Source organism: Sphingomonas paucimobilis NBRC 13935 (assembly GCF_000739895.2).
GTDB lineage: Bacteria > Pseudomonadota > Alphaproteobacteria > Sphingomonadales > Sphingomonadaceae > Sphingomonas > Sphingomonas paucimobilis.
Map to the genome: position 1 here is coordinate 42382 of NZ_BBJS01000007.1, position 11503 is coordinate 53884.

Annotated in this window: 13 protein-coding genes; 10 read left to right on the top strand and 3 right to left on the bottom strand. The window is 67.3% G+C overall.

Translation table 11 applies throughout. The features are described from left to right. Positions 1 to 56: 56 nt before the first annotated feature. Both SP6_RS01655 and wrbA read left to right on the top strand, forming a co-directional pair. Positions 57 to 779: a pirin family protein gene (locus SP6_RS01655; RefSeq protein ID WP_037568878.1), complete on the top strand. Its 723-nt coding sequence runs from the start codon at positions 57 to 59 to the stop codon at positions 777 to 779. A 25-nt stretch (positions 780 to 804) separates the two neighbouring features. After that, a complete protein-coding gene (gene wrbA / locus SP6_RS01660) occupies positions 805 to 1407 on the top strand; it encodes an NAD(P)H:quinone oxidoreductase (protein WP_007405430.1) in 603 nt (200 codons plus the stop codon). Positions 1408 to 1645: 238 nt separating this feature from the next. Here wrbA and SP6_RS01665 read toward each other — a convergent pair whose 3' ends face one another. Then, a complete protein-coding gene (locus SP6_RS01665) occupies positions 1646 to 2422 on the bottom strand; it encodes a M15 family metallopeptidase (protein WP_007405492.1) in 777 nt (258 codons plus the stop codon). A gap of 49 nt (positions 2423 to 2471) precedes the next feature. Here SP6_RS01665 and SP6_RS01670 point away from each other — a divergent pair, with 49 nt between their 5' ends. The 5 genes from SP6_RS01670 to SP6_RS01690 all read left to right on the top strand — a co-directional run bounded on the left by SP6_RS01670 (position 2472) and on the right by SP6_RS01690 (position 7269). After that, positions 2472 to 3116: an RluA family pseudouridine synthase gene (locus SP6_RS01670; protein ID WP_007405462.1), complete on the top strand. Its 645-nt coding sequence runs from the start codon at positions 2472 to 2474 to the stop codon at positions 3114 to 3116. A 10-nt stretch (positions 3117 to 3126) separates the two neighbouring features. Next, on the top strand, positions 3127 to 3552 hold the full coding sequence (arfB, locus tag SP6_RS01675; protein ID WP_007405368.1) for an alternative ribosome rescue aminoacyl-tRNA hydrolase ArfB: 426 nt from the start codon (positions 3127 to 3129) through the stop codon (positions 3550 to 3552). A 227-nt stretch (positions 3553 to 3779) separates the two neighbouring features. Further along, the gene (locus SP6_RS01680; protein ID WP_007405481.1) at positions 3780 to 5558 is read left to right on the top strand and encodes a methyl-accepting chemotaxis protein; all 1779 of its coding nucleotides are present in this window, start codon (positions 3780 to 3782) and stop codon (positions 5556 to 5558) included. 70 nt (positions 5559 to 5628) lie between these two features. Further along, positions 5629 to 6123, top strand: a complete 495-nt coding sequence (locus SP6_RS01685) for a free L-methionine (R)-S-oxide reductase MsrC (RefSeq protein ID WP_007405479.1) — start codon at positions 5629 to 5631, stop codon at positions 6121 to 6123. Positions 6124 to 6252: 129 nt separating this feature from the next. Continuing rightward, positions 6253 to 7269, top strand: coding sequence for an RcnB family protein (locus SP6_RS01690; RefSeq protein WP_007405490.1), 1017 nt, complete (start codon positions 6253 to 6255; stop codon positions 7267 to 7269). Between the two features lie 102 nt (positions 7270 to 7371). Here SP6_RS01690 and SP6_RS01695 read toward each other — a convergent pair whose 3' ends face one another. Beyond that, a complete protein-coding gene (locus SP6_RS01695) occupies positions 7372 to 8634 on the bottom strand; it encodes a M20/M25/M40 family metallo-hydrolase (RefSeq protein ID WP_007405489.1) in 1263 nt (420 codons plus the stop codon). 249 nt (positions 8635 to 8883) lie between these two features. Beyond that, positions 8884 to 9339, bottom strand: coding sequence for a universal stress protein (locus SP6_RS01700; RefSeq protein ID WP_007405362.1), 456 nt, complete (start codon positions 9337 to 9339; stop codon positions 8884 to 8886). A gap of 130 nt (positions 9340 to 9469) precedes the next feature. Between SP6_RS01700 and SP6_RS01705 the strand changes: the two genes are divergently transcribed. Genes SP6_RS01705 through SP6_RS01715 form a run of 3 tightly spaced genes read left to right on the top strand, consistent with a single transcriptional unit; the run spans position 9470 to position 11447 of the window. After that, positions 9470 to 10813: a pyruvate dehydrogenase complex dihydrolipoamide acetyltransferase gene (locus SP6_RS01705; protein WP_007405473.1), complete on the top strand. Its 1344-nt coding sequence runs from the start codon at positions 9470 to 9472 to the stop codon at positions 10811 to 10813. Between the two features lie 17 nt (positions 10814 to 10830). After that, positions 10831 to 11043 carry a hypothetical protein gene (locus SP6_RS01710; RefSeq protein WP_007405476.1) on the top strand — a complete coding sequence of 71 codons (213 nt, stop codon included), beginning with the start codon at positions 10831 to 10833 and terminating at the stop codon, positions 11041 to 11043. Further along, positions 11040 to 11447 carry an acyl-CoA thioesterase gene (locus tag SP6_RS01715; protein WP_007405455.1) on the top strand — a complete coding sequence of 136 codons (408 nt, stop codon included), beginning with the start codon at positions 11040 to 11042 and terminating at the stop codon, positions 11445 to 11447. Before SP6_RS01710 ends, SP6_RS01715 begins: the two co-directional genes overlap by 4 nt. Positions 11448 to 11503: the final 56 nt, after the last annotated feature.

Consider the following 11503-nt stretch of genomic DNA (forward strand, 5'->3'; position numbering starts at 1 on the left):
TCCGTTTACGCGATCATAATCGACCCTATCTTGGCATCATCCAAGGGAGATACCCCATGAGCACGCAAGTCATCGAAAACGGAATCGACCGGCGCAGCTTCGAAAGCCTGGGCCAAGCCCATCATGGCTGGCTCGACGCCCGCCACCATTTCTCGTTCGCCAATTATTATGATCCCGCCCGCATGGGCTGGGGCGCGATCCGCGTCTGGAACGACGACGTCATCGCCCCCAATGCCGGCTTCCCGCCGCATCCCCATGCCGACATGGAGATCATCACCTATGTCCGCACCGGCGCGATCACCCATCAGGACTCGATGGGCAATGTCGGCCGCACGGCGGCGGGCGACGTGCAGGTGATGAGCGCAGGCTCGGGCGTGCGCCACGCCGAATATAATCTGGAGACCGAGCCGACCACGCTGTTCCAGATCTGGATCGAGCCGCGCACCCGGGGTGGCCAGCCGAGCTGGGGCGCCAAGCCCTTTCCCAAGGGCGAGCGTTCGGGCCGATTCGTGACGCTGGCCAGCGGGTTCGAGGAGGATGGCGACAGCCTGCGCATCCGTGCCGATGCCCGGGTGCTGGGCGCGACGCTGCGTGCCGGGGAAAGCCTGGAGCACAGTGTCGGCGAGGGGCGTCATGCCTATCTCGTCCCCGCGACGGGACGGATCGAAATCGACGGCGTGCCGTTCGCGGCACGCGACGGTGCGGCGCTGTCCGGTGGTCGCACCGTGACGATCACCGCCGTCGAGGATTCGGAGATCGTTCTGGTCGACGCCGAATAAGCAATTCTGGAAGGGAGTATATCACATGGCCAAAGTTCTGGTTCTCTATTATTCGTCCTATGGTCACATCGAGCAGATGGCCGACGCCATCGCCGAGGGCGCGCGTTCGGCCGGGGCCGAGGTGGATATCCGCCGCGTCGCCGAAACCGCACCGGACGCCGTGGTGAAGGCCGCCGGCTTCAAGACCGACACCGCGCACCCCGAGATCGAAGGTCCCGATGCGCTGACCAATTATGACGCGATCATCGTCGGCACGCCGACCCGCTATGGCCGGATGGCGAGCCAGATGGCGGCCTTCTGGGATACGACCGGTGGCGTGTGGATGCGCGGCGGCCTGGTCGGCAAGGTCGGCGGCGCCTTCACCTCGACCGCCAGCCAGCATGGCGGGCAGGAGACCACGCTGTTCTCGGTCCTGACCAACCTGATCCATCACGGCATGACCATCGTCGGCCTGGACTATGGTTTCCAGGGGCAGATGGGCGTGAAGGAAGTTCATGGCGGCACGCCTTACGGCGCGTCTACGCTGGCGGACGGCGACGGCAGCCGCCAGCCGAGCCAGGTCGATCTGGACGGCGCGCGCTATCAGGGCAAGCGCATCGCCGAGACGGCCGCCAAGCTGTTCGGGTAATGGAAGCGGGGGTGCCGGGAGGTGCCCCCGTTTTTTTGCGATTGGACGGGCATGCACTTCGACCTCGCTCCATGCGAACGGAGCGTCGGACAATGTCCTCATGGCCCGACCAGTCCTCAACCTCCGTTCAGCCTGAGCGCAGTCGAAGGCCACGGCTTTTCTTCGCCCAGAGGCGACGACTGAACAACCGGCTCGACGTCGTTCCGCATCAACGAAGCACGACGCCACAGCGCCGACGCTATCGCCGCTTCCCCTTCTTCTTCACCGTAACAGGTGCGACCGCCACCACCGGAACCGGCGGCTGGCTCGTCACCATGACCTTCAACGGATCGCGCACGCCTGGATCGGCCGGGAATTGCGCCCGCGCCTTGGCGAACACAGCCCGCGCTTGTGCCGCCCCCGGCGCGGTGGGGCTGGTGCCGACCCAGCGCCAATGCCAGGGCTCCCATTTCACGCGCTGTTTGTTGCCGGCGGGAAAGCTCATTTCGAACCCGAAGCGCGGGGCGTTGGCGAACAGCCAGCGCGCGGCGGGCGTCGCGGCCATACAGGCCTCGGCGTCCGGGCAGCCATGCGCGGGGCGGACCGCGAAGTCGATCGCATAGCCGGTGGCATGCTCGCTATGCCCCGCCGGCGCCACCGAAAAGGCGCGCTCGGCGGCCAATACGTTGCGGTCCCGACAGAAGACATTGCGCTGGCGAGCGACCTCGCGGTGGCAGGACAGACCGTGCAACACACCCCCGACCGACGGATCGCGGCGCGCCGCGTCGAGCAGCCGTTGCAGATCGGGGATCATGGCCCGGTGCAATCGGCAATAGGGCTTGAGCCCGAATCCGGCCGGTGCGGGGACGATGTCTTCGGGCGGCGCGTCGCCATAGGGGAAATGTCCCGCGACTCGGCCATCGGGGCCCGGCGGCGGCAGGGCGCCGTCGCAGGATTGGGCCGACGCCACCACAGGCATCACGACGAGCGACAACAGCGCCAGAAGGCGAAGGAATGCGGCGGCAAGGGTCGGCATGGCGCGCGGGGCTCTGGCATGTCGGCGCGCGTGGTGGCAAGGGAGCGCGATGCACGGAGATCGCGTTCTATTCATCGACGGCGAAGCGCTGGTGATCGACAAGCCGGCCGGCCTGCCCGTCGACCCACCCCGCGACGGCTCGCTCAGTCTGGAAAACCATCTGGAATCGCTGAGATTCGGATTCAAGCGCTGGCCGCAGGCGGTCCACCGGCTCGATCGCGATACCAGCGGCTGCCTGCTCCTCTCGCGCAATCCGAAAGCGCATGCCCGTTTCCAGCAAGCGTTCGAGGCCGGGCAGGTCGAGAAGCGCTATCTGGCGGTGCTCGACGGCGTGGTCGAGGGCGAGGGGATGATCGACCTGGCGCTGGCCAAGGTCTCGACGCGCGAGGCGGGCTGGCGGATGGTCGCCGATCCGGCGGGCAAGGCGGCGCGGACCGGCTGGCGCGCGCTGCGCCATGAGGGCGGGCGGACGCTGGTCGAATTCCGTCCCGAGACCGGCCGTACCCACCAGATCCGCGTCCATGCGGCGACCGGCCTGGGAGCGGCGGTGGTCGGCGATCCCGTCTATGGTGCGGGCGAGGCGGGGGGCATGCTGCTTCACGCCGCCAGCCTGACCGTGCCGCGCGGCGACGCCAAGGACCCGATCACCGCCGAGGCCCCGGTTCCCGAACGCTTCGGCCTATTCCGGCTCTAGGCGGCCGACGATGGCGCTGATCCCCGTCACCCGCGCCATCGCGATCGACGAGCGCGAGATCGGCGAGAGCTTCACCCGCGCGTCCGGGCCGGGCGGGCAGCATGTCAACACCACCGACAGCGCGGTGCTGTTGCGGTTCGACGTGATGGGCTCGCCCAGCCTGCCCGAGGCGGTGAAGATGCGGTTGGCGGTGCTGGCGGGCGCGCGGCTGAGCCGCGACGGCGTCCTCACCTTGCGAGCCGATGCCAGCCGGTCGCAGGAAATGAACCGGCGCGAAGTGCGCGAGCGGCTGATCGGCTTGATCCGGGAGGCGACGTTGGTGCCCAAGAAGCGGCGCCCGACCAAGCCGACCAAGGCTTCCCAGACCCGCCGCGTCGATGCCAAGAAGGGCCGCAGCGCCGTCAAGGCGGGGCGCGGCAAGGTTCGCTTCGACTGATATCGCGTTAGGTAGGCCCGATTCGGAATGAGGCGCCTTTCCGGGCCGATGTGGCGGTTTTCCTAAATGTTAGATGACATAAGTGTCATAAAAATCAGCACTGTCATGATGCTGTAAGATGTTCGACTGCTCAACGTCCTGCAAACATAGGTAAAATATTTCCAACGCGTAAATAACCTATCTTTAGCGGGTGGCGGTGCATCTCGCGGGCAACAGGGAGTTGTCCGTTGAGCATCAAGAGTAAGTGCCGCTCTGGCGGTATCGCTGCGCTGTCCATTCTGCTGCTCGGTGGGGTGGTGACGGGGTTCGAGATCAACACGATCCGGATCGGTGGCCCCGTGGCCCAGGCCAATCAGGCGATCAACGATCTCCAGGCCGACATATTGCCGCCGCCCGCTTATATCATCGAGCCCTATCTGGAGGCGACGTTGCTGGTGCAGGACCCGGCGTCGCTGGACGAGCGCCGTCCGGTGCTGGCGCGTCTGGAGAGGGATTTCCGGGCCAGCATCGCGCGGTGGCAGGTGTCGGATATCGATGACGGATTGAAGCGCGCGCTGATCGATCAGGCGGCGCGTCCGGCGGATGCCTTCTGGCAGGAACTGGACCAGATCATGCTGCCGGCAATCCGGCGCGGCGACCGGCCAGCGATGCAGGCCAGCTATGCCCGGTTGACGACGCTCTACGCCGCGCATCGCCGCGCGATCGATACGCTGGTCGCGGATGCCACGACCGCCCGGAAACAGGTGGCGGAATATAGCCTGTCGAAGCTGCACGGCACCTTGGCGATCCTGGCCCTTCTCGGCCTGATCCTGGCCGCGATGCTGGCGGGTGGCATATTCTATCTGCTTCGCCGCGTGCTGGGGCCGATCGGCGATACGGCGGAGGCGATGCGTCGCATGGCCGATGGGGACCTGACGTTGAAACTCGACGGGCGCGAGCGGGCGGACGAGATCGGCACCATGGTCTCGGCCGTCGAGGTGTTTCGCGGTGCTGCCCAGGCCCAGGTGGCCAATGTCGAGAAGCAGGAACTGGTGGTCCGCGAATTGGCGGGCGCGCTCGACGAGTTGGGGCATGGCAATATCGCCTACCGGGTCGGTGATACGCTGCCGGTCGAATATCAGGGGCTGGCGTGCTCCTTCAACGCCAGCATGGACCGGCTGTCGCAGACCCTGGCCCGGGTCGCCCAGTCGGCGGGTAATGTGAAGACGGGCGCGAACGAAGTCCGCTCCGCCTCCGACGACCTGTCGCAACGGACCGAGCAGCAGGCGGCCGGCCTGGAGGAAACCGCCGCCGCGATGGACGAGATCACGACCGGCGTCCGCGCCACCGCCGGTGGTGCCAACCGCGCCAATGCCATTGTGGCGGCGGCGCGCAAGGATACCGAGCAATCGGGCGAGGTGGTGCGCCGCGCGGTCGATGCGATGGGCGCGATCGAACGCTCGTCGAGCGAAATTTCGGAAATCATCGGCGTCATCGACGGCATCGCCTTCCAGACCAATCTTCTGGCGCTGAACGCGGGCGTGGAAGCGGCGCGCGCCGGTGATGCGGGCAAGGGCTTTGCCGTCGTCGCCAGCGAAGTCCGCGCGCTGGCGCAACGCTCGGCCGACGCCGCCAAGGATGTGAAGGACCGGATTCAGGCCTCCACCACCCAGGTCGGCATGGGCGTCGATCTGGTCAGCGAGACCGGGCGTTCGCTGGAGACGATCTGCCTGCGCATCGTCGAGATCAGCACGCTCGTCTCCGACATCGCCGCCTCCGCCGAGCAACAGGCGACGGGGTTGCAGCAGGTGAACACGGCCGTGGCCCATATGGACGGCACGACGCAGCAGAATGCGGCGATGGTAGAACAGGCGACGGCCGCCGCGCGCCATCTGGCCGCCGAAGCGGAGGTGCTGGCGCAGGAAGTCGCACAGTTCCGGTTGGAGCATGATGCCGGCCGGCACGGCGGAGGCCATGCCATCGCCGAAATCCGGCGTCCCGGTCCACGGCTGGCGCTGGCAAGCTGATCGCGGTTGGCTGCGCCGGGGTGCGACGGCCGGGGATGACGGAGCGTTCCCGGCCCGCTACATTCGGGTCATGTACCAGTTCGATATCGCCGCCGGATCGAAGGCGGAACTCTATCACGACCTCCAGGCCGCGCTCGACGCGCTGACGGCCGGGGAGGCGGATGCGATCGCCAACATGGCCAATGCCGCCGCGCTGATCGGGCAATATCTTCCCGATCTCAACTGGTCCGGCTTCTACCGCATGGTCGAGGGCGAGCTGGTGCTGGGCCCGTTTCAGGGCAAGGCGGCGTGTATCCGCATCCCGGTCGGCAAGGGCGTGTGCGGCGCCGCGGTCGCCACCGGCGAGACGCAGCGGGTGGACGATGTACATGCCTTTCCGGGCCATATCGCTTGCGACGCGGCCAGCCGGTCCGAACTGGTCGTGCCGATCGTCCATGACGGCCAGATCCTCGGCGTGCTGGACTTGGACAGCCCGATGCCCGGCCGTTTCGATGCCGAGGATCAGGCGGGGTGCGAAGCGCTGATGACCTTGCTCGCCCCCCGGCTGGCCGGCGCGGCGGGCTGACCCGCCTGACCCGATTCGGGACGGCGCGCGCCGCTATCGACAAAAGGGCCGCACTGGTATCAAACCTTGTTCCGGCAAGGGCGTTGAGGGGAGACGCCTTTGCCTTGAAACAGGGAAATTCACCACGCCATGCGGACCTTGCCGTACCTGATCACCCTATCCCTGACCATGGCGCTGGGCGCTCCGGCCCTGGCGCAGTCTCATGATCGCGCGCCGTCGCGCGCGGGGGCCAGCTATCCTCGGCCCGCCATCGATACGACCTCGCCGACCATGGTACGGCCCGAGGTGACGACGCGCACCGTCGGCACAGGTCCGGTGCGCCGCGATCGCTGGGGCAGCAAGATCGGTGGCCGCTGGTGGGGTGGGGCCAATGCCCCCGGCGGCTGGCCTGCCTATCGCCCGCCGGCGCGCGGTGTGGTCATGCCCGGCTATTGGAACAGCCCGCGCTTCGCGATCGACGACTGGGCGACCTACCACCTGCCGCAGCCGCCGGCCGGCTATCGCTGGTCGCGCTATTATGACGACGCGGTGCTGATCGATCCGCGCGGCACGGTGTATGACAGCGTGTACGGACTGGACTGGGACGGCCTGGGCGTGCCGGCCTATGCGGGGGGCGGCTATCCGCCACCGCCGCCCGTTCGACGCGATACCGGACTGGGTGGTGCCGTGATCGGCGCTGTCGCCGGCGGCGTGGCGGGCAATGTGATTGCGGGACGCGATGACCGGCTGGGTGGCACGCTGATCGGCGCGGGTGTTGGTGCGGCGGCGGGCTATGCCATCGATCGGGCCGAAGACCGGCGTGCCCGCATGGCGCCGGGCTATGATGATTATGGCGAGGCGGATTATGGCCGGCCCGATTACGGCTATCCGGGCCATTATCCGCCTCCTCCGCCGCCCCCGCCCGCGACAGGCGGCCGCTGGGTGACGCAGAACGGCACCACCGTCACCACCACGACGGCGGTGGGTACGCTTGCGCCCGGAAATCCAGGCTATTATGACGGGGGCTATTATTATCCGGCTCCCACGGTGACCACCATTGTGGTACAGGGGCCGCCGGTTACCACGACAACGACGACCACCACGACCGAGACCGTGCGGACAAGCCCGCGTCGCGCGCGGGTGCGGAGCAAGTCGGTCCGTCGCTAAGGCCTTCCCCAGGGGGGAGTTCGACCCGAGAGACGCCGGGTCGAAATATGGGATGCCGCTCCGTCCAACTCCCTCGGAGCGGCATCCTTTTCCTGATCCCGCTCAGCGCCCGCCAAAGGTGACGAGGCTCTCCGCGCCGTCCGCCGAGAGGGCGGACACGCCGACGAAGTGATCGTCGACCGGTACCTGAGTCAGCAGCGCCTTGGTCTCGGTCACGTCGCGCGACTGGGCCCAGGCGGGCTGGTCGTTGCGCCGCCAATGGACGCGGTAGCGCACCGCGCCGGGCACGGCGGCCCATTCCACCTGGGTGTCGCGGGACAAGGCGCCGCTGATCGTCACCTTGTTGGGCGCGGCGGGGGCGGCGGCCAGGCGCGCGAGCGTCGCGACGTTGATCGCCGTGACCTTCGCTAGATAGGGGAAATCCATCTTGTCGATGGTATCGCCGTAAGCGATCGCGCCTTCCTTGCGCAGGTCCTGATGCTGCGCGTCCCAATCCTCATTGGCGACCGAGAAGCGGATGGCGGGATAGCCGAGCTTCAGGAACGGTTCGTGATCGCCGCCCCGGCCGAAGCGATCGGGCCGCCGGTCGATGAAGACGTCCAGGCCGCCCAGCTTGTCGGCGACGCCGTCGATCGCCTTGGCCAGCGCGCGGCTAGGTCCGTCATCCTCGCCGCCATTGCCGCGCCGCTGCATCTGCTGGGGCAGGTCTTCCGAGGCGCGGATGCCTTCGGAAAAGACGCGGACCCAGCGCGCCTCGCGCACGCCGCCCTGGCCGATCGTGTTGCCGACGATATCGTTGTTGAGCATCGCCGACACCCGCCAGCCGCGCGCCTTGGCGGTATCGGCGAGCAGGGTCGCACCCCACAGACCCTGTTCTTCGCCTGAGAAGACGGCATAGATGATGGTCGCTTCGAACTGGTGGCGGGACAATTGCCGTGCGGCCTCCAGCACCAGTGCTACGCCCGAGGCATCGTCATTGGCGCCCGGCGCGTCGGAGGTGGCGTCCATCACGTCGGTGACGCGGCTGTCGATATGCGCGCCGACGATGACCACCCGATTCGGATCGCGCCCGCGCTGGATGCCCAGCACATCCTCGACCATCGCGCCGTTCGGCGCGCGCGGGCCGGTGAAGCGGCGATTGATCCGCTCGACGCTGATGCAGCCGTTACAGCTCTGTGCGATCGCCTCGAACTGCTTGGCGGTCCAGTCGCGCGCGGCGCCGATGCCGCGCTTGGGATCGGTGGTGGTGGACAGGGTGTGGCGGGTGCCAAACCCGACCAGGGCCTCGACATCGGCCTTCAACCGGGCGGGGGAGGGTGCGGCCATCGGCGTCGCGGCAGCGGCGAGAAGTAGGGGGAGGATCATGGGACCAAGACTGGCCGAGCGGGGAAGGCGAGGCAAGTGGTTGAGTCTTGCGGACACTGGTTGGGCGAGGCGGTCGGCGTGCGCTTCGACTTCGCTCAGCGCGAACGGCGGTCAGGGCCATTTTTAGAAAGGGAGACTTCCATCCCCGTCTCTAACCTCCGTTCCGCCTGAGTCCTTCGGCTGGCTGGCAAGCCAGCCGCTCAGGATAAACTTCGGCGCTTCGCGTCGAAGTCGAAGGCCACGGGCCCCTCAGCTCAGCCGATCGATCGCCTCCAGCGTCAGCGAGCCCGGCACGATCATGATCGGCACGGGCAAAGCGCCCGCATCGGTGCCCGAAAAATGGCTGACCAGCTTGCCTGGCGCACCGCTGGCGGCGGCGCCGAGCACCAGGGCGGCGATCTCTGGATTGGCGGCGATCAGTTCGCGGATCACCTTCGGCCCGTCGCCCTCGCGCACCGTGATCGCCGGGCGCAGACCCGATTCGTCGAGGATCGCACCCGCCGCGCTGGCGAGCAGCGCCTCGGCCTGCTGGCGCGCTTCGTCCTCGATCGTTGCCTGCACGCCGCCGAACGCGATAAATTCCTGGGGCGGCAAGAGGGTCAGGATTTCGACGCCGCCGCCGGTCTTCACCGCGCGTCTCGCGGCGAAGCGCAGGGCTATTCTGGATTCCGGACTGTCGTCGATCACGACCAGATAGATACGCATGGCGGCCCCCTCATTGTCTCCAACCGATGCCGTGTCATAATATTTCGTGCAAGGCCATGACTTGACCGAGCGCAATTCGGGCGCAAGAGACGGGCCGCTACGGAATTCGTTTTCCCCCGAGAGGACCTCCATGTCGATCGAGATTAAGATGCCCGCGCTGTCGCCGACCATGGAGGAAGGCACGCTGGCCAAATGGCTGGTGAAGGAAGGGGACACGGTAAAGTCCGGCGATATCATGGCCGAGATTGAAACCGACAAGGCCACCATGGAATTCGAGGCGGTGGATGAAGGCGTCATCGCCAAGATCCTCGTCTCTGAAGGCACCGACAATGTGAAGGTCGGCACCGTCATCGCGATTCTGGCCGAAGAGGGCGAGGATGCCTCGTCGGTCCAGGCCCCGACCAAGTCGGAAACCCCGGCACCGGCCAAGCCGATGCCGACCGATCCCACCGATCCCAATAAGACTGGCAGCGAGGCCAAGCCCGCCGAGCGCACGCTGACCCAGGCCGAGGATCACGGCAAGCCCGTCGATTCGGGCAAGCAGGGCGGCTCCAGCGCCGGTAACGGCCGCGCGATCGCCAGCCCGCTGGCGCGTCGTGTCGCCTCGCAGAAGGGCCTCGACCTGTCCGCGCTGACCGGCTCGGGTCCGAACGGCCGCATCGTGAAGGCCGACGTCGAGAATGCGCAGCCGGGCCAGGCCAAGGCGGTTCCCGCTGCCACCGCGTCGTCGTCGGAAACCGCCTCGGCTCCGGTGGCGGCTCCGAAGCCCGCGCAGGTGCCGGATATCCCGCACGAAGCGTCGAAGCTGTCGAACATGCGCAAGACGATCGCGCGCCGCCTGACCGAATCGAAGCAGCAGGTGCCGCACATCTATCTGACGGTGGACGTGCGCCTCGACGCGCTGCTCAAGCTGCGCGGCGAACTGAACGCCGGTCTCGAATCGCGCGGCGTGAAGCTGTCGGTCAACGACATGCTCATCAAGGCGCTGGGCGTCGCGCTGATGGCGGTGCCGAAGTGCAACGTCATGTTCACGCCGGATCAGCTCATCAGCTTCAAGCGCGCCGACATCTCGGTCGCGGTGTCGACCCCGGCGGGCCTGATCACCCCGATCGTGTCGGAGGCCGACACGCGCTCGCTGTCGTCCATCTCGACCACGATGAAGGACCTCGCCACCCGCGCGCGTGACAACAAGCTGCAGCCGCATGAATTCCAGGGCGGCACGGCGTCGATCTCGAACATGGGCATGTTCGGCATCAAGCAGTTCGAGGCGGTCATCAACCCGCCCCAGGGCATGATCCTGGCGATCGGCGCGGGCGAGAAGCGTCCGTACATCGTCGACGACCAGCTAGGCGTCGCGACCGTCATGTCGGCGACCGGCAGCTTCGACCACCGCGCGATCGACGGAGCCGACGGCGCCGAGCTGATGAAGGTGTTCAAGGAGCTGGTCGAGCGTCCGCTGGCGATGCTGGCCTGATCGACCGGGGCGGGGCCATGCGGGTATTGATCGAGCTGTTCTACATCGTCCTCGGGCTGGTGGCGGCAGTGGTCATGACGCTAGCTGCCGCCTGGGCCTATCCGCTGGCGAAGACCGAAATCTGGTGGTGCGGGGCGGCGGCGATGGTCGCGACACTGATGATGGGCATCGGCCCGCTCCACCGCGCACGTATCGCCGACCGCATGGCGCGCCGGCACGCCGAGCAATGAGCACGCTGCCCGATCTCGTGCCCGTCATCCGGGTCACCGCCATGCCGGGGGATGCCAATCCTTATGGCGATATCTTTGGCGGCTGGCTGATGGGGCAGATGGACTTGGCGGCTGGTTCGGTGGCCTCGCGCCATTCGGGCGGCCGCGCGGTCACGATCGCGGTCGAGGGGATGAAGTTCCACGCCCCCGTCCTCGTCGGTGACGAAGTCTCGGTCTATGCCCAGCTCGTCCGCGTCGGCACCACATCGATGACGATCGAGGTCGAGGCCTGGCGCCGGGCCCGTCACGTGGAGGACGCGACCAAGGTCACCCAGGCGCGCTTCGTGTTCGTCGCGACCGACAAGGACCGCAAGCCGCGTACCGTTCCGCCGATGGCCCCCCAGGCGGATCGCCCGCAAGACTGACATTCATTCGGGGACGAACCCCAACCGCCGCCCCGCGGGCGTGCGTTCAGAAGGAA